The sequence below is a fragment of the Cupriavidus sp. 05N39 genome, from assembly GCF_056397325.1.
The window spans coordinates 14,481-35,907 of sequence record NZ_JBFTNE010000043.1 but is presented as its reverse complement, the minus strand read 5'-3'; the positions used below and the strand labels follow the sequence as shown (position 1 = coordinate 35,907).

20 protein-coding genes and 1 riboswitch are annotated in these 21,427 nt (G+C 65.0%); of the genes, 9 read left to right on the top strand and 11 right to left on the bottom strand.

All coding sequences use genetic code 11. The features are described 5' to 3' along the window. Positions 1 to 3 precede the first annotated feature (3 nt). Together AC1DN0_RS21285 and AC1DN0_RS21280 are read left to right on the top strand one after the other, a co-directional pair. A complete protein-coding gene (locus tag AC1DN0_RS21285) occupies positions 4 to 423 on the top strand; it encodes a hypothetical protein (RefSeq protein ID WP_441625847.1) in 420 nt (139 codons plus the stop codon). Between the two features lie 162 nt (positions 424 to 585). Next, positions 586 to 2,340: a ShlB/FhaC/HecB family hemolysin secretion/activation protein gene (locus AC1DN0_RS21280; RefSeq protein WP_441625845.1), complete on the top strand. Its 1,755-nt coding sequence runs from the start codon at positions 586 to 588 to the stop codon at positions 2,338 to 2,340. Positions 2,341 to 2,431: 91 nt separating this feature from the next. Here AC1DN0_RS21280 and AC1DN0_RS21275 read toward each other — a convergent pair whose 3' ends face one another. Continuing rightward, on the bottom strand, positions 2,432 to 4,153 hold the full coding sequence (locus AC1DN0_RS21275) for a dipeptidase (RefSeq protein WP_477145975.1): 1,722 nt from the start codon (positions 4,151 to 4,153) through the stop codon (positions 2,432 to 2,434). A 190-nt stretch (positions 4,154 to 4,343) separates the two neighbouring features. Here AC1DN0_RS21275 and AC1DN0_RS21270 point away from each other — a divergent pair, with 190 nt between their 5' ends. Further along, entirely contained in the window at positions 4,344 to 6,200 is a 1,857-nt protein-coding gene (locus tag AC1DN0_RS21270; protein ID WP_477114773.1) for a PhoX family protein, read from the top strand. Positions 6,201 to 6,299: 99 nt separating this feature from the next. On the opposite strand, the gene AC1DN0_RS21265 is transcribed toward AC1DN0_RS21270, so the two are convergent. Continuing rightward, positions 6,300 to 7,133 (bottom strand): class I SAM-dependent methyltransferase, encoded by an 834-nt coding sequence (locus AC1DN0_RS21265; RefSeq protein WP_441625839.1) that lies wholly within the window; start codon positions 7,131 to 7,133, stop codon positions 6,300 to 6,302. Between the two features lie 64 nt (positions 7,134 to 7,197). Further along, positions 7,198 to 7,362, bottom strand: coding sequence for a hypothetical protein (locus tag AC1DN0_RS21260; RefSeq protein WP_441625837.1), 165 nt, complete (start codon positions 7,360 to 7,362; stop codon positions 7,198 to 7,200). A gap of 358 nt (positions 7,363 to 7,720) precedes the next feature. On the opposite strand from AC1DN0_RS21260, the gene AC1DN0_RS21255 reads away from it, so the two are divergent. Continuing rightward, positions 7,721 to 8,737: an AraC family transcriptional regulator gene (locus AC1DN0_RS21255; RefSeq protein WP_441625835.1), complete on the top strand. Its 1,017-nt coding sequence runs from the start codon at positions 7,721 to 7,723 to the stop codon at positions 8,735 to 8,737. 22 nt (positions 8,738 to 8,759) lie between these two features. Here the strand turns inward: AC1DN0_RS21255 and AC1DN0_RS21250 are convergent, their stop codons facing one another. Beyond that, positions 8,760 to 9,527, bottom strand: coding sequence for a FadR/GntR family transcriptional regulator (locus tag AC1DN0_RS21250; RefSeq protein WP_045242159.1), 768 nt, complete (start codon positions 9,525 to 9,527; stop codon positions 8,760 to 8,762). A 174-nt stretch (positions 9,528 to 9,701) separates the two neighbouring features. Here AC1DN0_RS21250 and AC1DN0_RS21245 point away from each other — a divergent pair, with 174 nt between their 5' ends. The 3 genes from AC1DN0_RS21245 to AC1DN0_RS21235 all read left to right on the top strand — a co-directional run bounded on the left by AC1DN0_RS21245 (position 9,702) and on the right by AC1DN0_RS21235 (position 13,555). Next, entirely contained in the window at positions 9,702 to 10,676 is a 975-nt protein-coding gene (locus AC1DN0_RS21245; protein ID WP_441625832.1) for a Bug family tripartite tricarboxylate transporter substrate binding protein, read from the top strand. Next, positions 10,673 to 12,319, top strand: coding sequence for an AMP-binding protein (locus AC1DN0_RS21240; protein WP_441625830.1), 1,647 nt, complete (start codon positions 10,673 to 10,675; stop codon positions 12,317 to 12,319). The genes AC1DN0_RS21245 and AC1DN0_RS21240 overlap by 4 nt, the downstream gene beginning before the upstream one ends. Before the next feature lie 165 nt (positions 12,320 to 12,484). Next, the gene (locus tag AC1DN0_RS21235; protein ID WP_441625828.1) at positions 12,485 to 13,555 is read left to right on the top strand and encodes an MBL fold metallo-hydrolase; all 1,071 of its coding nucleotides are present in this window, start codon (positions 12,485 to 12,487) and stop codon (positions 13,553 to 13,555) included. A 12-nt stretch (positions 13,556 to 13,567) separates the two neighbouring features. Here the strand turns inward: AC1DN0_RS21235 and AC1DN0_RS21230 are convergent, their stop codons facing one another. The 3 genes from AC1DN0_RS21230 to AC1DN0_RS21220 form a co-directional block, all read right to left on the bottom strand. Next, positions 13,568 to 13,960, bottom strand: coding sequence for a cupin domain-containing protein (locus AC1DN0_RS21230; protein ID WP_477145974.1), 393 nt, complete (start codon positions 13,958 to 13,960; stop codon positions 13,568 to 13,570). A gap of 79 nt (positions 13,961 to 14,039) precedes the next feature. Further along, positions 14,040 to 14,867, bottom strand: coding sequence for an AraC family transcriptional regulator (locus AC1DN0_RS21225; RefSeq protein WP_441625824.1), 828 nt, complete (start codon positions 14,865 to 14,867; stop codon positions 14,040 to 14,042). Between the two features lie 218 nt (positions 14,868 to 15,085). Next, positions 15,086 to 15,670, bottom strand: coding sequence for a TMEM165/GDT1 family protein (locus AC1DN0_RS21220; protein WP_441625822.1), 585 nt, complete (start codon positions 15,668 to 15,670; stop codon positions 15,086 to 15,088). Between the two features lie 5 nt (positions 15,671 to 15,675). After that, positions 15,676 to 15,866: riboswitch (yybP-ykoY riboswitch) on the bottom strand. A gap of 199 nt (positions 15,867 to 16,065) precedes the next feature. On the opposite strand from AC1DN0_RS21220, the gene AC1DN0_RS21215 reads away from it, so the two are divergent. Further along, positions 16,066 to 16,638, top strand: coding sequence for an NADAR family protein (locus tag AC1DN0_RS21215; protein WP_428179557.1), 573 nt, complete (start codon positions 16,066 to 16,068; stop codon positions 16,636 to 16,638). 47 nt (positions 16,639 to 16,685) lie between these two features. Here AC1DN0_RS21215 and AC1DN0_RS21210 read toward each other — a convergent pair whose 3' ends face one another. Together AC1DN0_RS21210 and AC1DN0_RS21205 are read right to left on the bottom strand one after the other, a co-directional pair. Beyond that, the gene (locus AC1DN0_RS21210) at positions 16,686 to 17,690 is read right to left on the bottom strand and encodes a tripartite tricarboxylate transporter substrate-binding protein (protein ID WP_477111136.1); all 1,005 of its coding nucleotides are present in this window, start codon (positions 17,688 to 17,690) and stop codon (positions 16,686 to 16,688) included. 43 nt (positions 17,691 to 17,733) lie between these two features. After that, complete coding sequence (locus tag AC1DN0_RS21205) at positions 17,734 to 19,158, bottom strand: amidase (protein WP_441625817.1); 1,425 nt, start codon at positions 19,156 to 19,158, stop codon at positions 17,734 to 17,736. A 212-nt stretch (positions 19,159 to 19,370) separates the two neighbouring features. Between AC1DN0_RS21205 and AC1DN0_RS21200 the strand changes: the two genes are divergently transcribed. Further along, the gene (locus tag AC1DN0_RS21200; protein WP_441625815.1) at positions 19,371 to 20,066 is read left to right on the top strand and encodes a GntR family transcriptional regulator; all 696 of its coding nucleotides are present in this window, start codon (positions 19,371 to 19,373) and stop codon (positions 20,064 to 20,066) included. Between the two features lie 30 nt (positions 20,067 to 20,096). Here the strand turns inward: AC1DN0_RS21200 and AC1DN0_RS21195 are convergent, their stop codons facing one another. Continuing rightward, positions 20,097 to 20,234, bottom strand: a complete 138-nt coding sequence (locus tag AC1DN0_RS21195; RefSeq protein WP_441625813.1) for a hypothetical protein — start codon at positions 20,232 to 20,234, stop codon at positions 20,097 to 20,099. A 226-nt stretch (positions 20,235 to 20,460) separates the two neighbouring features. After that, a complete protein-coding gene (locus tag AC1DN0_RS21190) occupies positions 20,461 to 21,399 on the bottom strand; it encodes a 2-hydroxyacid dehydrogenase (RefSeq protein WP_441625812.1) in 939 nt (312 codons plus the stop codon). Positions 21,400 to 21,427: the final 28 nt, after the last annotated feature.

The following is a 21,427-nucleotide window of genomic DNA, read 5'->3' as shown; positions in this document are numbered from 1 at the left end:
ATTATGAAAATCATAGAAAATTGCTGGTCTCAGATTGAGACATATAATTGCCAGTATGGGGCTCATGTATTTGAGAACTCGACTGCGAAAATTTATGTCAACCATTGGCTAGATGTTGATCCGGAAATTGGAGGGTTTTTTTCTAGAAGAAATGATGATGGTTTTGTTGGGCATTGCATTCTTGCTTTTTATGGGGTAAAGATTTTTAAATTTAGTGTTAAGCAATGGGAGTTGGAAAATGGCAAAACAGTATGGCGTGAACCTGTCATTTTTCATTATGAGGGATCTGGAAATGAGGGGGCAATAAAGTACGATTTTGAAGGAAGTTTGCACGGATTTCCTTCATCTGTATCTATTGCCATTGAGGCTCAGAAATTTGAGCTTCACATCCTGGAAAAGGATGAGCCATCACGCCAATCATGAAGAAAAATTTTCAAAAAACCTATCGGGAGATGTTGCTCGAATAGTTGGGCAAGATCGTGAGGCGGCTGTGGCATTCATGGAGAGGCCGCGGACGCGAGCAAAAACCGACACAGCGTGAGCCCCGCTCACGCCATAAGCGCTTTTATGCAGATCAGAAGAAAAATGGTCGCCACCATGCTCACACTGGCAGGTGGCGCGGGTTACACCGACACGTCCTTGCGTGCCCAGGTCACCCCCGCAAATCCAGCTCAGGCCGCCATCCTCTCCGGCGCCGAACAACAACAACGCGTACGCCAGCAGCAGGAAGCCCGCGAACGCGCCCAGGCCGTCCAGGCGCCGAGCGTGCGGGCAGCGCAGCCGTCAGCAGAGGGGTTTCCCGAACTCCCGGCCGAGCAACCCTGTTTCCGCATTGAGCGCTTTGTACTCGAAGTGCCGGCGGAGTTGCCACCGGCACTGCACGCGCGCGGCGCGTCGGCGTTGCCGCAGGACCCGTTCGCCTTCGCCCGCGCCTGGCTCGATCACTACCAGGGCGCCTGCATCGGCAAGCAAGGTGTGGACTTGCTCGCCAAGGGCATATTGCAAGTCATCCTTGGCCAAGGCTATGTCACCACACGCGTATTGCTCCCCGAGCAGGACCTGAGCACCGGCACGCTGCGCATGGCGCTGATCCCCGGCGTGATCGGGCAGTTGCGCTTTGCCCAGCCGGATCTCTGGGGCACCTGGAAGAGCGCGTTCCCCACACGCCCCGGCGATCTGCTGAACCTGCGCGACCTGGAGCAAGGCCTGGAACAGATGAAGCGCGTGACCAGCCAGGATGTGGACATGCAGGTTGTGCCCACCAGCGTACCGGGTCAGAGCGATGTGGTGATCGCGGTCAGGCGGACCAGGCCGTGGACGGTGGTGGCGTCGATGGACAACTCGGGCACGCAATCCACCGGCAAGCTGCAGGGCAACCTGAGCGTGGGCATTGACAATCCGCTGGGCCTGAACGATCTGTTCAATGTGGGCTACAGCCAGGATCTGGGCTTTGGCGACCGGAGCCACGGTACCCACGGCTGGAACGGTTTCTATTCGGTGCCGTGGGGCTACTGGACCGGCACGGTGTCGGCGTATTCGAGCACCTACTACCAGCAGATTGCAGGGGTCAACCAGACCTTTGTCTCCAGCGGCAATTCGCAGACGGTGGATTTCAAGTTGCAGCGGGTAATCAGCCGCAGCCAGAACGATGTGCTCGGCGTGCAGTTCCGTCTGTCGAAGCGCTTCGGCAAGAGCTTTATCGAAGATACCGAGATCGAGCAGCAGCGGCGCAACAACACGGTGGTGGAGGTGGGCATTACCGATCGCCACTACTTCGGCGCGGCGCAGTTCGACGGCAGCCTGGTCTACCGGCAGGGCGCGGCGGGCCTTGGTGCGCAGCCTGATACGCTGGCTGCGTTCGGTGGCCCCACCTGGCGCTACCGCATGGCGGTGCTGGATGCCAATCTGTCGGTGCCGTTCAAGGTGGCCGGGCAGGCGCTGCGCTACGTCACCACCGTTCGCGGGCAATTCACCAACGACCGTCTGTACTACATCGACGCACTGACCATCGGCAGCCGCTACACCGTGCGCGGCTTCGACGGCGAAAGCCTGCTGGCGGGTGAGCGTGGCTTTTATTGGCGTAACGAACTGCAGGCGCCACTGGGCGGGAGCGGGCAGGCGCTGTATGCGGGGCTGGACTATGGACGGGTGTTTGGGCCTGCCACCGAGGGGCTGATTGGTACACAGCTGGCTGGTGCGGTGATCGGGATGCGCGGTGGGTTGGGTTCCACGCTGGGCGCGGTGTCGTATGACTTGTTCCTGGGCACGCCGGTCTATAAGCCGGCGGCGTTCCATACGGCGGGAGTGGCGGCGGGGTTGCAGCTTGTTTATCAGTACTAAAGCGGGCGGGGCGGGCGCGGGGAGTGAAAGACGGGAGAGAAAGCGCCTCGCTATCCATAACGCCTTCCCTCCCTCATAACCACGTCACACCTTACTGCATCGTCTTCAGGTCGCCGATCCGGATCAGCATTTCGGTAAACATCTGCATATCCAGGTCGAGGTCGGAGACTTCCTTGTACTCCTTGGCGTTGTGCGCGGTGTACTTCTTGCCGGGCATGGCCGGGCCGAAGTTGATGGCGTTCGGCATCAGCTTGGCCGTGGTGCTGCCGGCGGTGGGCACGGGTCTGGATTCGAGCCCCGTGGTATCGCCGAAGATATTGAGCAGGGTGGCCAGCCACGCGCCCTTGGGGTCGCGCGCCATCCAGTCGCCTTGCTCGTGGCTGATCGTCACCTTCTCGTGGTTGGCACCGGCCCAGGCGTTGATCTTGTCGGCCACCGCCCTGGACAGCGCCTGCGGCGTGTTGCCGCGCGGCATGCGCACGTTGGCGGTGACTTCCAGCTGGCCGTCCTTCTCGCGGACCAGGTTGGGCGACATCGTGAGCGGCCCCATGAAATCGTCCTTGTAGGCCACGCCCATTTTCTCGCCCAGGTAGCCGGTGCCGTACAGGTCGTTGAGGTACTTTGCCGCCCTGGCGTAGTGGTTGTCGGCCAGCGCGATCCCGGATTCCTGCAGGAACAGTGTCAGGCGGGGCAGGGGGTTCACGCCTTCCTCGGGGCGCGAGCCATGGGCGGAAGTACCGGTGACCTTGACGTCCACGCTGTCGGCGCCCTGGCTGATATCGATCGTGAACTTGCCCTGCGCCGCGTACTTTCCGATAAAGCCGGCGCGCGCCGCTTCAAGCCGCGCACGGGCCGCGCCGAGATCGCCACCCTTGAGCTGCGCGCTGGCGGTCTGCGGCACGGCGTTGGCGGCCGCCGCGCCGCTCATGGCGACGATGGCGGTGGTCTTGCCATCGGTGGCCTGCACGGGGAAGAACACTTTCAGGCTGCCCGATCCCTTCTCCGCCACAACGGCGGGGTATTTGCTGTCGAGCACGATGTTGTACTCGGGCAGCGAGGTGTGCTCGCGGTAGTATTTCATGCCGTCGCCGCCGGTTTCCTCGGTGGTCTCGATCATCAGGCGGATGGTGCGGTCGAGCTTCAGGCCGCTCTCCTTCACGGTCTTCATCGCGTACAGCACCGTGGCGATCGAGCCCTTGTCATCGATGGTGCCGCGGCCGTAGAGATAGTCGCCAACGCGCGTGACCTTGAACGGGTCGAGCCTGGTGCCGTCGTCCAGCACCCATTCGTCCGCCACCACGGGCACCACGTCGGCGTGGGTCAGCAAGCCGAATTCTTCCTTGCCCCGGCCCGGCAGCGTGACMTCGAACACGCGATTGTCCACGTTGCGGAAGGTCAGGCCGAAGTCCTTTGCCATGCCTTCCACCAGCTTGCCGAACGAGACGATGGCGGGGTTCTCGTGCTGGGGAATCTTGTCGTCGCGCACGGTGCGCAAGGCCACCATGCGCTCGATGGCGGAGATCACGGCTCGCTGGTTGTGGAGCCGGTTGTACACGCCGAGCAGGCGGCCGATATTGGTCAGGTCGTCGCCGCTCAGCACGGCCTGCTTGCGATACGCGGCGACACTGCCCGCCAGCTTGGGATTGGCCCTGACCGCTTCATCCAGGAAAGCGTTGAAATTCGCCGGCGGCTTCGCCTGCGCGGCCGCGACGAGGGTGTCGAGGTCGGGCTTCTTGAGCGTGTCGGCGATGGCTGGCTGGCCCAGGGCCAGCGAGAGGAGGGCGAGCGAGGCGAGCAGCGTCGGGCGGTTCATGGGCAGGGATCCCAAAAAGCGGAGATGTTCGCATGAGTCGGCCACTTTCGCACGCTTAATGACTCTTTGTTGGTACATCCAGTAACGCCAACGTCATATTCCCTCTCTACTATCGGCGGCGCACCGCGAACCCGTGCGCACCGAAATCCCCCGGTTCGCCGGCTTCGCACAGACGAGAGGATCCCCACGCATGTCGTACCTTACCGATAAGGCCCGCGCGCCGCGCCGTGATGCCGAAGGCGTAGTCACTGTTCCGGGCCAGATGCTCGAAGACATCGTTGCCGCCAATCCGGCGCGCCGCACTGTGTTGCGCGGTGGCCTGAGCGTGTCGCTGCTGTCCGTATTCGGCACGAGCGGCCTGCTTGCCGCCTGCGGCGGCGATGACGCGGCAGCAACGCCGTCCCCCGCGCCGGCACCCGCGCCGGCACCGGTACCCACGCCAGCGCAGCCGCTCGACTACAAGATCGGCTTTACCCCGGTGGCGGACAAGGTGACAGCGGATACCGTGACGTTGCCGGCCAACTACGCCTATGACGTCCTGTTCTCGGCCGGCGACCCGGTCGTCGCCGGTGCGCCGGGGTACAGCGGATCCTTCCAGACGTCGGCCGAGACCGAGTTGCAAGCCGGTGGCAACCACGACGGCATGCACTTCTTCCCGTTGCCGGGCGTCGACCCGCAGCAAGGCGGCCTGCTGGCGATCAACCACGAGACGCTCGACGCGGCCATCCTGTTCCCCGGCGGCACCTACAATGCCGCGACCGCAACGGCCGAACAGAAGAAGATCGCCCTGTCCTCGGTCGGCGTGTCGGTCATCGAAATCGCACTGTCCGGCGGCAAGTGGCAGGTCAGGAAGGGCTCCGCCTACAACAAGCGCTATACGGGCAACACGGTGTACAAGGTCAGCGGCCCCGCCGCAAGCGCCGTGGGTGGCACCGTAGTCGGCACGCTCAACAATTGCTCGAGCGGCCATACGCCCTGGGGTACTTACCTGACGTGCGAGGAGACCACCGACAACTACCTGGACCCGACCCAGCCGGAAATCGGCTACGGCTGGGTGGTGGAGATCGATCCGCTGAACCAGCTCGCCGCGCCGACCAAGCGCACCGCGATGGGCCGCTTCGACCACGAGAACACCGCGTTCATGACCGGCGCCGGCAATCGCGTCGCGTTCTACATGGGCGACGACAGCACGCCGGGCTGCATCTACAAGTTCGTCCCTACGAAACCCTTCGATCCGAACGACCGCAAGGCCAATTTCAACCTGCTCGACGAGGGCACGCTGTATGTCGCCAGGTTCAATGCCGACGGCGGCGGCCAATGGATCGAACTGACCCAGGGCAAGAACAACCTGCTGGCCGGCGCAACCGATCCGGGCAATACCACGCAAGGTCCGCAGACGCCGGTGGTTGTCAATTTCACCACGCAGGCCGATGTACTGGTCAACACCAAGGCTGCTGCGCGCGTGGCCGGCGGCACGCTGATGGACCGGCCGGAGTGGATCACGGTAGGGCCGGATAAAACCCTGTTCTGCACGCTGACCAACAACGGCGGCCGCAAGGTGCCCGATGCGGCCAACCCTCGCATGAGCAACTCGCATGGGCACATCATCCGATGGAAGGAAGCCGGCGATTCCCCGCTGGCCACGAGCTTCACCTGGGAGATTTTCCTGCTGGCGGGAGATCCCTCCATCGCCGCGTATAACCTGAAGGGCACGATCAACGGCAATACCTTCTCCAGCCCGGACGGCATCCGCGTGGATCCCAAGGGACGCCTTTGGGTGCAGACCGACGCCGGCACCGGCGCAAGCACCACCAACATCTTCGGTGCCAACTCCATGCACTACGTCGACCAGGACACCCGCGAGTGCAAACGTTTCCTGGTCGGCCCGCACGGGTGCGAGATCACCGGCATTGCGTACACGCCGGACCTGACCACGTTCTTTATCAACATCCAGCATCCCACCGACAAATGGCCGGACGCCGGCAAGCCTGCCAGGTCTTCGACCATCGTGGTCCGTCACAAGGACGGCAAGCCGATCGGCGCGTAGGCACGGCCGCGCAGATCCGTGCCGGCCTTGCCGGCACGCCGGGCCGCAGCCTCAAGGCTGCGGCTCTTTCGCTTCGCGATGCGAACTCGTCTTGCGATCTCAATTCCGTTCAATCACCACCTCAAGATACTCGCTGGGCAGCACCAGCGTCCCATCCCCCGAACGGTTCCGGCTGCCTATCAACGCCAGCAGATCCTGCTCAAAGGCAGCCTGTTTTTCAGCGTCGAGCGCGCCGAAGGCCTTGTTCATCGGCCCGTAGTAGGTACGGAAGATCTCAAGAAAGTGCGCTGGCGAGTGGTAGCGGAAGGTGAACGTGCGGGTAGCCGTGTGGATCGCGCGCGCGGTGTCGCCGAAGAGGGTATCGAGCGCTGCAGTCGTGCCCCACAACGCGGGCGATTTGACGCCCGGCGCGGGCGGAATGTACTTGCCGATCGTCTTGAACACCTGCCCGATGAAGCTCTCTGGCGTCCAGTTGGCCAGTCCGATCTTGCCGCGGGGTTTGCAGACGCGAGCAAGCTCGCTCGCGGCCTGTTCCTGGTTGGGGGTGAACATCACGCCAAAGGTGGACATCACCACGTCGAACGATGCGTCGGGAAACGGGAGATTTTCGGCGTCCGCTTCCTGGAATTTGATCGTATGGCCCTCGGCCTGTGCGCGCACGCGGCCGGCTTCCAGCAGCGCGGGCACATAGTCGGTGGAGGTGACTTCGCACCAGCGGCGCGCGGCCGCCAGCGTGGCATTGCCGTTGCCGGCGGCGACGTCGAGCACACGCGCGCCGGAGCGCAGGTCGAGCGCCTCGCACAGGTTCTCGCCGACGATCTGCAGCGTGGTGCCCACGACCGCGTAGTTGCCAGCGGACCAGGCGGCTTGCTGGCGGGTCTTGACCGCGGCGAGATCGATGACGGGGGCGGGATTGGAAAGGACTGCGGACATGGCAGTTCTCCTTATGGTCTTGCGATTGGGATTCAGGGAGCCGGGGCTTGCCGTGCCGGGCGCGTTACTCCGCCATGCCGACGCCGGAGCCGCCCATTTCCTTGGGGGTGTCCTTCATTTTCGGCAAGCCGTCCTGGATGCGCAGGTGCGTTTCCTGATAGTGCACATGAATGCCGGGACGGAAGGGAAAGCCGGGAATGACGGCTGTGTGCACGTCGGTGAGTCTCATGCCGGGATGCCATAGCGTGAACGCATTGACGGGGCCTGCGGACCAGCGCCGGCAGGACTCGCAATGGCAATCGCCCATGCCGGCGGGCTCGCCGCCGACCGGAACCGCACCGCACCGCAAAAGCAGGCGCCCTCATGGGTTTTCTCGTCGCTCATATCGCGTCTCCTGGATGGATTGCACTCGTCCTGCCGGTGCGGGGTTGCCCGGCGGTATCCATGCGAATGCCCTCCAGACAGGTGTTGTCGCGGATGGGCGTGGGTGTAGTATCTCCACGTTGCCTGTCTCGATGAATGCTCTGGCGTCCAGCGTTCTTGCGCGGGACGCCGGAATTGACGGACCCAATTGACGGACCCTGTTCATGGATGCCGTTTCCGACGTACTTCGCGTTGTCCGCCTGAGCGGTGCGGTCTATCTCAACGGAGAATTCACCGCGCCGTGGTGCGTGCTTGGCGAAGCGGATGCGGCGCTGTGCGAAGCCTTCCTGCCGCGCACCGAGCGTGTCGTGTCGTTCCACCTGGTCACTGAAGGGAGCTGCTGGGCACGCCTCGCGGACGATCCCATGTCGGCCATTCATCTCACTGCCGGCGAACTGCTGGTGGTGCCGCAAGGCGAGTCGCACATCATGGCCAGCGTGCTCGACCTGTCCCCGGTGCAGGTGGGGCCTTTGCTGGCCATGCAACTGGAGACGGCGCCGCGCCAGGTGATGAGGCTGTCATACGGCGGCGGCGGAACCGGCACGCGTCTCGTGTGCGGATTCCTGGCTTGCAACGACCTCTTGAGCAATCCGCTGATTTCCGCGCTGCCACGCATCTTCAAGGTCGATATGCGCAACGATCCACGCTCCGCCTGGCTGGACTCTTCGCTGCAGTTCGCGACGGCCGAGGCGGCGGACTGGCGGGCCGGCAGCGAGATCGTCCTTGCCAGGTTGTCGGAACTGCTCTTTGTCGAAGCGGTGCGCCGCTGTATCGACGGATTGCCGGCGGACAAGAAGGGATGGCTTGCCGGCGTGCGCGACCGTTTCGTCGGACGGGCGTTATCGATGATGCACGCGCAGCCCGCCCATGACTGGACCGTGGATGAGCTCGCGCGCAGCGCGGGGCTGTCACGCTCGGCGCTGGCGCAGCGTTTCACCGACCTGCTGGGACAACCGCCGATGCAGTATCTGGCGCACTGGCGCCTGCAGATCGCGGCGCAGGAACTCCTCACCGGAGGCAAGTCGGTTGCCGCGGTGGCGGAGCACGTCGGCTATGAGTCGGAAGCGGCTTTCAATAGGGCGTTCAAGCGCGAATTCGGCCAGCCGCCAGCGGGCTGGCGACGGTGCCGCGGAAAGGGCGCGGCGCCAGTCCCCGCGGCCGAGCGCTCGGGACTGGCATAGCCGCAACGGCCCGGCGGTACCCTCAGCCGCCCATTTCCTTCGGAAAATACGCTTCCTGGAACTGCTCCAGCACGCTGGTCATCTCCTGTACCGCCGCCTCCGCATCGCCCCGTTCGAAATGCGCCATGAAGCGGCGGCGCGAAGGAAAGATGTAGCTGGTGTCGTGCGGCCCGATCCGGATCACGAATTCCACCAGGACCTCGATCAAGCCGTTGATGAAGGCAATCATGATCGGGTTGTCGGTCATGCGCGCCAGGATGCGATGGAACTCGTGGTTAAGCGCGACCTTGGTCTCGAACTCCCCTGACTCGGCCGCAGCGACCGCGGCGTCGATGTTGGCATTCAGGGCCGCGATGTCACTGGCCGTGGCGCGCTGGCAGGCTTCCCGGATCACAATGGCTTCCACCCAGATGCGCGCCTGCGTGAGGTGCCGCGGCGCGATGCCGCCCAGGCGGTAGAGGTCGAGCAGGCCGCTCACGATGGCGACCGACGCGCCATTGTTGCCTGTGATGAAGATGCCGCCGTGAGCCCCCTTCTTGAGTTGCACCAGGCCGGCCTGTTCCAGCGAGCGCACCGCTTCGCGCAAGGTGTTGCGCGAAACGCCCAGCTCCGCCGCCAGGGCGCGCTCCGCAGGCAGTTTCGCCCCGGGCAGCAGGCGGCCGGAAGTGATCTCCTGGCGGATCTGGCGCGCAATGTCGTCGGCCGCGCGCAGTACCTGGACAGGCTTGAACTGCGGGCCCGGTGCTTCGGCCAGGGTCGCGGGGCTTTGCGCGTCAATCTCGTTGGTCATATTCGATGGCGTCGGGAGGAAGTCCGCATTGTAGAAGGCCGGCGGTGCGAAACCCTTGCCGATCCCGCTCCGGGTTTTCCAGTATGTTCAATGCTATGGCGATTTGTAGAATGGTTCAACCAATAAATCAGAGCGAAGCAGCGTCAAGCTGACGCGTGAGACGAAGGAGGAGACATGCGTATTGCCAAAGCACTGGCCACCCTGTGCGCCGCCGTGCTGCCGTGGTCCGGTACGGCCCACGCCGATGCCAAGGCAGCGGCTTATCCCGAACGGCCGATCAAACTTGTCGTGGTCTATCAATCGGGCGGTGCCAACGACATCGTGGCCCGGATCCTGGCCGAGCGCATGAGCGGGACCCTGGGCCAGCCGGTCATGGTGGTCAACAAACCGGGCGCAAATGGCGCCATCGGCGCGCAATCCGTGGCGAGCAGCCCGGCCGACGGCTACACGGTGCTGATGGGCGGGATGCCCCTGGTGGTGGCCCGGGCCATGTACAAGAACCCGGCCGTGGATTTCGAGCGGGACCTGGCGCCGGTCGGCAAGGCGGTGAACCTGAACCTGGTGCTGGTGGCGCGCAAGGGGTTCGCCGCGGACAAGTTCGAGCAGGTCGTGGCGATGGAGAGCAAGAAGCCTGGCAGCACATCCATGGCGGTGACGGCTTCCACTTATGAGTTCTACTACGCACGGATCAACAAGCTGGCGCGGATCGACACCTTGAAGGTGCCTTATGCCGGCGTGCCGGCCGCGATGAATGACCTGAACGGCAACCGTGTCGACATGCTGATGGACACCCTGGCGGCGCAAAAGCCCTTCCTTGATAGTGGTACCACCAAGCCGCTGGCGGTATTCGGGCGCAAGCGGCTTGCCGCGCTGCCCGAGGTGCCCACGCTCACCGAACTGGGTTTGAAGGGCTTCGAGGACCAGCCCTATGTCGGCATGCTGGTACCCAGGGGTACGCCGAATGCGGTCATCGCCAGATTGAACGGCGCGCTGAGGCAGGCCGTGGAGAATCCGGAGATAAAGGCCAAACTCGAAGCCATGGGGTTCAGTGTGGAGACCGGCACGCCCGAGGCATTCCTCCAGGAGATGAAGTCCGATTCCGGGAAGATGGTGGCCATCGGCGCGCAGGCCGGGATAGAAAAGCAATGACGAGGGGTGAGGGGATGCAGGATATGCAGCAGGGCAGGGAGCCGCTCTACGCGGGATCGACGGTGGCGGAGCTCTACCGCTCGGCGTTCAAATCCTTCGCGCAGCGCGAAGCGATCGTGGGGGACGGGGTACGCCTGAGCTATCAGGCGCTGGAAGCGCAGTGCCATCGCATGGTCCGGTACTTCGAGTCGATCGGGCTGCGCCGCCAGGATGGCATCAGCCTGCTGTCGGGCAACCGGGCGGACGCCGTGGTGGCGATCATCGCGGCGCAATTGATGGGCTTGCGCTACACCGCGCTGCATCCGCTCGCCGCGCAGGACGACCACGTGTTTGCCTTGCGCGACGCGGGCATCAAGGCCCTGATCGTGGACGTGCCGCGCTTCGCCGAGCGCGGCGCCGCGCTGGCGGCGCTGGGCGTGGTCGAGCATGTGCTGACGCTGGGGCCGGCTTCGTTCGGCGCCGATGTCAACGCTGCGCTGCCTGCGTTCGATGGAGCCGATATCCCCTTGCGCGTCCAGCCCGAGGATATTTCCAAGATCTCCTATACGGGCGGCACCACGGGCAAGTCCAAGGGCGTGATCCACCGGCAGCGCACTACTGTGACCATGACACTGCAGCAGCTGGCTTGCTGGGAGTGGCCGGCGGAAACGCGCTTCCTGGCGGCGACGCCGATCTCTCATGCTTCGGGCGCCATCATGCTGCCGGTGTTGCTGCGCGGGGGCACCTTGTTCTTCATGAGCAAGTTCAGCCCGGAGGATTTCCTGCAAACCGTGGTGGCGGAGCGCATCAGTTCGACCTTCCTGGTGCCCACCCAGATCTACGGTCTGCTCGATTGCGTGACCCTGGACCAATACGATCTCTCGCCACTGCAGATGGTGCTCTACGGCGCGGCGCCCATCGCCGAGGCACGGCTCGCGCAGGCAGTGCAGCGCCTGGGTCCGGTGTTCTGCCAGATCTACGGGCAAGCCGAGGCGCCGATGACGATCAGCTATCTGCGGCGGCATGAGCACGACCCGCGGCGGCCCCAGCTGTTGCGCTCCTGCGGAAGGCCGCTGCCCGGCAACCAGGTCAAGCTGCTCGATGCCAACCTTCGGGAAGTCGGCCCTGGCGAGGTTGGCGAGCTATGCGTGCGCGGGCCGCTGATCATGCATGAATACCTGAACCGGCCGGAGGAAACCGAAAAAGCCCTTGCCGGCGACTGGCTGCATACCGGCGACATGGCGAGGCAAGATGCCGACGGCTACCTGTATATCGTCGATCGCGCCAAGGACATGATTATCTCGGGCGGTTTCAACGTCTATTCCAGCGAGGTCGAGAACTGCCTGGCGCAGCACCCCGCGGTATCGCTGTCGGCAGTGATCGGCCTGCCCCATCCCAAGTGGGGCGAAGCCGTCACGGCGGTGGTGGTGCTGAAACCGGGATGCAGCGCCAACGCGCAGGAGCTGATTGCCTTTGTGGCGGAGCGCAAGGGCGTGGTCAATGCGCCGAAGACCGTGGTGTTCGAAGCCAATCTGCCGCTGACCGCCGTCAGCAAGCTCGACAAGAAGGCCATCCGGGCGATGTACGCGCACGGCAATGCCAATACCACGGATGGCACGGACAGCACGGACAACATGGTCAGTTCGCCGCAGCACATCGTCTGAACGCCTGTTTGCGCAGCCGGCCGGTGCTGCTGCGCGAACAGCCGGACCTCGGTAGAATCGCTCACGACGTCGAATGCGAGAAGCACGGCCCTTATTTGCCCCATGCAGGTGCAACAACGCTCGGCACGCCCCGCATGTCCGCACGGAACCAAGGAATCAGACCCCATGAGCGATGCGAGTTTAACCCCCTCGGCCGAGAGCAAGCCTGTGCTCGAATACCCATGCGGAGACGCGCCGGCGCCGGGCAGCGTGCGGGAAATCGTACCGGGCGTGCTGTGGATCCGCATGCCGATGCCATTCGCGCTGAGCCATATCAACCTCTGGGCGGTGCGCGACGGCGCGGGCTGGGCGGGGGTGGACGCGGGATTGCAAACCAGCGAGACCGCCGCTGCCTGGCGCGATCTCTTCGCGCAGGGCGGGGCGCTGGCGGACGGGCTGACCCGGCTGTTCGTCACGCACATGCATCCGGACCATATCGGCATGGCCGGCTGGCTGACCCGCAAGCACGGTTGCCGCCTGTGGATGACCCGGCTGGAATACCTGAACTGCCGCGTTCTCGCCGCGGACACGGGGCGCGAGGCGCCGGAGGACGGCGTGCGCTTCTATCGCCGCGCGGGCTGGGACGACAACGCCATCGAGGCATACCGTGTGCGCTTCGGCGGCTTCGGCAAGTACGTCCATGCCTTGCCCGACAGCTACCGGCGCCTGCGCGACGGTGAGAGCCTGGCGATTGGCGATCACCAGTGGCGGGTTGTCGTCGGCAACGGCCACTCGCCCGAACACGCCTGCCTCTATAGCGAGACGCTGAAGATCCTGATCAGCGGCGACCAGATCCTGCCGCGCATCTCCTCCAACGTGTCGGTATTCCCCACCGAGCCCGACGCGGACCCGATGGGCGACTGGCTTGCCTCACTTGCCAGGCTGCGCCGGGAAGTCCCGGACGATGTGCTGGTGCTGCCGGCGCACAACGAGCCTTTCCGCGGCCTGCATGCGCGCATCGATTACCTGGAGCGCAGCCAGCGCCAGGCGCTCGACCGGCTGCGCCAGGCGCTGTCCGAGCCAAAGCGCGCGGTGGATGTCTTCGCCGAACTGTTCTCCCGCCCCATTGGCGGGGAGCCCGGATTGCTGGGCATGGCGACTGGCGAGAGCATTGCCCACCTGAACTACCTCGTGCATCGGGGGGAGGCCGTGATGGAAGTGGGCCCGGACGGCATCGCGCGGTATCGCAAGGCCTGAGTCCGGCGGCGGTCAGATCCAGGCGTCGTTGACCGCCGTCCGCTCACCGCCCTCGCCGCCGGTATTCACCACGCCCCGGGGTTCGATCAGCAGCAGCTTCACCTCCGTTTCGGCAAAGGGCTTGTGCTCGACGCCCCTGGGCACCACGAACATCTCGCCTGCCGATAGCCGTACCTGTCCATCGCGGAAATCGATGCGCAGTTGCCCTTCCAGCACGATGAACGTCTCATCGGTATCGGCATGGCTGTGCCAGATGAAATCGCCCTCGATCCTGACCAGCTTGAACTGGTAGTCGTTCATCTCGGCGATCACCTTCGGCGTCCACTGCTCGTGGATCAGGCCGAGTTTCTGCGCGAAATTCAGGCTTTGGTACTTACCGGTGGCGRTTGCCAGATCGTTGTCCATGGCGTTGCTCTCCTTGCCTTGTCATGGGGGCTCACCTTAGCAAGGCGTACGGGGGGAATCTTGTACGATCGTGCAAGCCTCAGCGAGCCGCGGGCGCGGCCACGCCCTGCATGTTCATCCAGCGCGCAGGCGACAGGCCGTAGGCCTTGCGGAAGTGGCGCGTCATATGGCTCTGGTCCGTGAATCCCGCGGCCAGGGCGGCATCGGCCAGCGACTGGCCCCGTACCAGCAGCGACCGGACCTGGTCGAGCCGGCGCATGGTCAGGTAGCGGTACGGGCTGGTGCCGTACAGCAAGCGGAAATCGCGCGACAGGCTCCAGCGGTCTCGTCCGCTGTGCGCTTCCAGTTCGCCCAGCGTGACCGTGCGGTGCAGCGCGCCGTGGATATACTCGCGCGCCCGCTCGGCGGCCTGGTAGTCGTAGCCCTGGCGGCGGGCAGGCGCACCGGATACCGCTTCCAGCGCATGCGCAAGATCGAACAAGGCGTCGTCTTCCTCCAGCGGATCGATTGGGCTGTCCATGCCCTGGAGCAGGATACCGGTTGCCGCGCGCAGCCGCGGGTCCCTGGATATGCCATCCTTGATGAACGGGAGCGGCTTGCCGCCTAGCACCTGCTGGATCAGCGCCGGTTCGATATACATGATCCGGTACTTGAAGCCAGCGTCCGAACCGGCCTCGCCGTCATGGGGCTCATCGGGATGCAGCACGACGGTCCCGCCGGGCAGGCTGTTGCGCTGCCCGCCCCGATACTGGAAGCGCTGCACGCCGGAGAGCGTGCGCCCGATGGCGTAGGTATCGTGGCGATGCATATCGTAGCCGTGCCCCGAGAAGAACGCTTCGATGCGCTCCAGCCGGCCTTGCTGCGGCGCGCGAAGTACCCAGTCCCTGGGTGTGTCTTTCATGCGCATGTCGGTTCATCCCTCGCGGTTGCCCTGGCGCTGGCATCCCGGCGGGATCACCAGACCGGCACCTTGGGCAGATGCCAATCTTGCCACACAGCCAGCAGCCGCAGGGCGAAGCTGCCGGCACCGCCCGCCAGCGCCGCCAAGGTCGGCGGGAGGCCGATAACCCGGGCCGCTCTGCGGCGTTCGCGGTCTTGTGCAGGCCGGTGATGCGCGTTTGCCGCTCAGGTACCCAGGTTCAAGCCGAAGTTCACCTTGAACAGGATCAGGATCCCGAACACGGCGAACAGCGCCGCGGCGACGAAGCGCATCTTGCTCAGCGGGATAATGCGGGTCAGGCGATCGCCCAGCAGGACCGCGGGCACATTGGCCGCCATCATGCCCAGCGTGGTGCCGACCACGACCATGCCCAGGTTCGCGTACTGCGCACCCAGCGCAATGGTGGCGAACTGGGTCTTGTCGCCCATTTCGGCGAGGAAGAAGGCCACCACGGTGGTGGCGAAGGCGCCGGCCTGCTTGCCGTTTTTCCCTTCGTCGTCGAGCTTGTCGGGGATCAGGGCCCAGGCGGCGAATCCGAGGAAAGCGATGCCCAGCACCCAGCGCGTCACATCCGGGCTGACGTGCGAGGCAGCCCAGTCGCCCAGCGCGGCGGCAAAGAGGTGGTTGAAGATGGTTGCGACGAAAATGCCCGCAATGATGCTCCACTGCTTGCCGGGAAACCGGGACGCCAGGAGAAAGGACAGGAGCTGAGTCTTGTCGCCCATTTCCGCCAGGGCGACCATGCCGAATGAAGCAATGAGTGCTTCCATGAGATATCCAAAGGGGCTGGCAACACACGAACCAATGACTTCGCTGCCCAGTGCCAGCCCCAGCTGGTGGACAGAAAAGTCAAAGGTCTCGCAGAGCCAATCAGGCTGCCGGCGCCATGGTTTTTTGTACCAAGTATGTTGACGTCGGCTCCTCCAGGGGGACTGGAGGCTAGCTACTCCCCTAAGACGGCGCAGATGATAGCACAAGCCTGTGCTGGCGGGGATCCGGTGCGCCGGGCGATCAAAGGTTTGTCACGGCTGGCATCGGCGCCTGGTGCCCTGCCTGGTGCCCTTTGACGCACAGCCTTGCCGCGAACAATACTATAGGGCTTTGGGGTCACCCAGGCTCCAGCCATGCCAGACCATACCGACGCTACCGACGCTACCGATTCGCGATGACCCAGCCCGATATCCACGACCACGCCTCCCTGATCAGTGCCTTCCGGCGCGGCCACCGCCCCGCCTACCTGTTTTTCTGGGGCCACAGCGCCAGGCCGGGGGCCGCGGTGGGCAAGGAGTGCCTGTCGCAGTGGTGGCCCGCCCGGTTCAGCGTGGATGGCCAGGTGTTCGCCAGCGCGGAGCATTTCATGATGGCTGGCAAGGCGCGCCTGTTCGGCGACGAGCCTGCCCTGGCGCGGATACTGGCGGCGCCTTCGCCCGCCGCGGCCAAGCGGCTTGGCCGCGAGGTGCGCGGCTTTGACGAAGGGCGCTGGAATGCCGCGTGCCAGGCGCTGGTGACGCAGGGCAATATCGAGAAATTCCGCCAGAATCCGGACCTCGCCGGCTACCTGCTCGGCACCGGGCGGCGCGTGCTGGTGGAGGCCAGCCCGGTCGATCGCATCTGGGGCATCGGCCTGGCTGCCGACGATCCGCGCGCGGCCAATCCCGATCAGTGGCGCGGGCCCAACCTGCTCGGATTCGCGCTGATGGCTGCGCGCGAGGCGCTAGGAGATGGCGCGGCGCGTTAGAGCGGGACGAAGGGTCAGAGCCATCCGCCCGTTTGCTCCGGTCCGGGTCAGTCCTCGGCGACGAAGCCGGTAGCCTCCACGATCGGCTTCCAGGCAGCACGCTCCAGCTGGATGCGGTGCCGCGCTTCTTGTCCCGGCCCGGCGGCCACTTCCAGCCCCAGGGCCTCCAGCTTGGCCGCGGTCGCGGCATTGGCCGAGGCGGCAATGAACATCTTCTCCACCCTGGCGACCACATCCGCTTGCGTGCCGGCCGGCAGGAAGGCGCCGTACCAGCTGGTCGCGTATTCGAACTGGCTGAAGCCCTGTTCCTTCAGCGTGGGCACTTCCGGCAAGGCCTTGGCGCGCCGCGTGCCGCTCACCCCCAGGAATTGCAGCTTGCCGCCCTTGTACAACGGCATCATGCTGGCGACGGCATCCCAGCCGATCGACACCGTACCGCTGATCACGTCCACCAGCATCGGAGACGCGCCACGGTAGGCAGCGGGCGTAACGGAAATGCCGAGCTTCTTGCCCAGTGCCACCGTGCCGAGGTGGCCGGCGCTGCCGATGGTCGCCAGGCCCAGGCTGGCGCTGCCGGGATTGCGCCTGGCCCACTCGACGTATTCCTTCATGTTCTTGTACGGCTGCTGGACACCGGCGGCAATCACGGTGGGCACGTCGGTCAGCACGGCGGCCGGTACCAGGTCTTTGTCCGCGTCATATCCCAGCTTCTTGTAGGTCAGCGGGAAGATGGTGAACAGCGGCGAGGGGCCGATGAAGATGGTCTTGCCATCGGGCCTGGAGCGCTTGACGTAGTCGAGCGCCAGGCGCGCCGACGCGCCGGGTTTGTTCTCGACGATGATGGTGCCGTGCCCATCCTGGCGCAGTTGTTCGGCGTAGATCCGGGCCAGGCTGTCGGCCGCGCCGCCGGGCGCGTAGCCGACGATGATATGCATCGGGGCCGCCGCATCCTCTGCCGCGAAGGCCGGCCGGGGCAGGGCGAGGACAGCAACGGCACATGCCGGAAGCGCCAGGGCGTTGATCACAAAATTGCGGCGGAAAGCGTGGGTCATGGCGGGTGCGGTTTGAATCGATGAATAAACGGGGTGCGGCGCGTTATAGCTGCGGCCACTGGCCCAGCAGCCCGTGCGCGGCTTCGAACAGCGCGGACACGCGGAGCAGCTCGGCGTCGCCGCGGAACTGTCCCACCAGCTGGAAGCCGATCGGCAGCCCGTCGCTGCCGAAGCCGCAGGGCAGGCTGATGGCGGGATGGCCGGTCATGTTGAACGGCATCGTCCACGGGAACCAGTGCGCGCGGACGTTTTCGAATGCCTGGCCGTCGATGTCGATGGTGCCGAACAGGTCTTGTTCGATGGGTAGCGCCGTGCGTGTGAGCGTCGGCATGGCGAGGAAGTCGCCGCGCTGCAGCAGCGCCTGCACGCGCAGGAACAGTTTCGAGCGATCGAACATCGCCTGCTGGTACTCCACGCCGCTGACCTGCGCGGCGGAGGCCACCTGCTTCAGGAACGTGGCGCTGAGCTGGTCGCCGTGCTCCGCCGCGATGGCGGCAAAGCGCGCGCGCCAGACCGTATGGTTGATCGCGCGCCAGATGGGTTCCACGTCAAAGCCATCACCGGAGAAGGCTTCCAGTTCCGCGCCTAGCCCGGCCAGCTTCGACAGGCTCGCCTCGAATGCCCGCGCAACCTCCGCCGATACCGGACGCCCCGGCGGCGCCAGGCAGTAAAGAATCCGGCGGCCGCGCAAATCCCCTTGCGGGCGGGCGGCGCCGGCGTAGTCCGGCTTCGGCACGCCGATCGACCACGGATCGCAGGCATCTTCGCCGGCCATGACCTGCATCATCAGCCCGGTGTCCGCGACCGTGCGCGTGGTGGGCGTGACATAGGTCTGGTTGCCGAAGAGGTCCTGCGCCTGGCTGTGCGGGATCACGCCGTTGCTCTGCTTGATGCCGACCACGCCGTTGCACGCCGCCGGAATCCGCGTGGAGCCGCCGCCGTCGGTGGCGACCGCAAGCGGCGCGATGCCGCTGGCCACGGCAACCGCCGCGCCGCCGCTGGATCCGCCGCTGGTGCGCTCGCCGCTCCATGCATTGCGCGTGCGGCCGAACAGGGGCGAATCGGTCAGGCATTTGGAGCCGAACTCGGGCGTGGTGGTCTTGCCAATCAGGATGGCGCCCTGCTCGCGCAGGCGCGCGATGGCTACCGCATCCTGGTCGGGCACGTTGTCCCGGTATGGCGCCACGCCAAACGTGGTGCGCACGCCCTTGGTGTTGACGAGGTCCTTCGCGGTGAACGGGATGCCGTGCAGCAGCCCCAGTGGCTTGCCCGCGATGACCGCCTGCTCCGCCTCGCGGGCCGCGGTCATGGCTTCATCGGCGCATAGCGTGATGAAGCAGTTCAGTTCGGGCTGCAGCCGGGCAGCGCGGTCGAGCACGGCCTGCGTGAGTTCGACCGGCGATATTTCCTTGCGGGCGATGCGGCCCTGGAGTTCGGTGGCGGACAAAAAGCAAAGCGCATCGCTCATCGGCGGGGGTCTCCAGAAACGTCTCGGGTGGCCTGGACGCCACGCCATGCTATGCAGGGCTTTGGTTTTTGGATCCAGAATCCAGTGTTTGAGGCTATAGTAGACCCGTGGGCAGCCCTTGTAAACTGCGCCAACCTGTCTGGATCACCCGGTGCGGAGATGCGCCGGAATATGCGGAAATGCGCTGCGCCAAGAGGGGGCAAATGTCGGAAATGTCGGAAACATTCGAGTGGCAAGGCCGGGTGCGGCTGGTCGAGGAAGTCGCGCAGGTGCTGCGCCAGCGCATCTACCGGGGCGTCTACCCGCCGGGCAAGCCGCTGCGGCAGGTCGAGATTTCGGAGGACCTGAAGATCAGCCGCACGCCGCTGCGGGAAGCCCTGCGCATTCTCGAACGGGAAGGCCTGGTCAGCGCCGAGACTGCGCGCGGCGTCACCGTGGTCAGCGCGGATTTCCGTCAGTTGATGGATGCCTATGAACTGCGCGAGGTAATCGACGGCCTCGCCGCTCGCCTGGCGGCGTCACGCGCGAGCGAACTGGCCGGAGCGCCTTTGCGCGCCATCATCGAAACCCAGCAGGGGAGCCTCGAGCCCTGGCTGCCTGAGGTTTATACAGCGGCCAATGTCGAGTTCCATACTGCCATCATCGGCCTGGCAGCGAACGAGTACCTGGCGAGGCAGGTACCCATCGTGCATATGACGTCGCAGGTGTTCGCGCCACGGATCCTGTTTGCGCGGGACCGCGCGCAGGCCGCCATCGGGGAGCACGAGCAGATCGTCGCGGCGATCGAGCGCGGGGATGCCGGCCAGGCGGAAGACCTGGCCCGCTTGCATATCCGGAATTCCATGGCGCGGCTAAGGGCCCTCGCGCAGATGGCTGCGGATGATGCGCCGGCCATCGCCGAACCCTGAAATGCGCAGCGGTGCGGCAACCGGCCCGGATTATTGCTGCGGGCTCTTGGCGGTTTGCGGCGTGTCCTGCCGCAGCGCGGGATGATGCCGGCTCACGCTTCTTGCACCGAACAACAGCGCCCCGATAAAAACCACGATATACGCCCCGAAAGTGAGTGCTCCTTCCATGGCTGACCCCTCTGCTTTTGTGTGGTTATTCTTCTTGGTTAGGCAATCAGTATGCGCAAGATAAAGACCAGTCCGCTACCACTCGGCGGAGGGGGGGTGAGGAGGAAATCGGGGGGAAATCTACCTCGTTTGGGGTACAACCGCGGGGCATTGCGGCAATAGACAAGGCATAAGACAAAAGGGGGGCGATCGCTCCCCCGCGCTATCGCCCGGCATCCTGGTTGCCCTATGCCGCCGCAGCCTTCACGGCACCGCTGGCGAAGAAGCTCCGCAGGTTGTCGAAGACCAGGTCCGCCATCGCATTGCGCGTTTCGTGCGTGGCACTCGCGATATGCGGCAGCAGCACGACGTTGTCCAGCGCGAACAGGGCTTCAGGGACGTGCGGCTCGTTCTCGAACACATCCAGGCCGGCGCCGGCGATGCGCCGGTGCACCAGCGCATCCACCAGCGCCACCTCGTCAACCACGGTGCCGCGCGCGATATTGATCAGGAAGCCTTCGGGGCCGAGCGCTTCGAGCACGGCGGCGGAAACCAGGTGCCGGGTCTCCGGCCCGCCCGCGGTGGCAATGACCAGGAAATCCGCCCACCTGGCCATCTCGATCAGCGAGGGCTCGTGACGGTAGGGCGCATCCGCCGCGGGGCGCCGGCTGTTGTAGCGTACCTCCATGTCGAAGCCGGAGCCGCGCCGGGCGATCACGCGGCCGATGCGGCCCATGCCGATGATGCCCAGGCGCTTGCCGCTGACGCGCGTGCTGAGCGGGAACTGCGCCTTGGGCCATTCGCCGCGCCTGACAAAGCGATCTGCCGCGCTGAAGCCGCGCGCCACGTCCATCAGCAGGCCAAAGGCCGTGTCGGCCACGCAATCGTTGAGCACGTCGGGGGTATAGCCAACTGCGATGCCGCGCGCGCGCGCGGCTTCGAGGTCGATCTTGTCGAGGCCCACGCCAAAGCTGGAGATGACCTTCAGCGCCGGCATGGCCGCGATTATGGCCGCGTCGACGCCGATCGCGGCGCGTGTGGTCAGCGCGGCAAACTCGGCGCCGTGGCTGGCGAGGAAGGCGGCGGGATCGGTTTCGGCCCACAGGGGGTGGACGTCATAGTGTTCGGCCAGGCTGGCTTCGAGTGCGGCCGGCAAGCGTCCATGCTGGAGCAGGCGTTGTTTCATGAGAAGAGATCCGGTTGGTGAGCGCGAT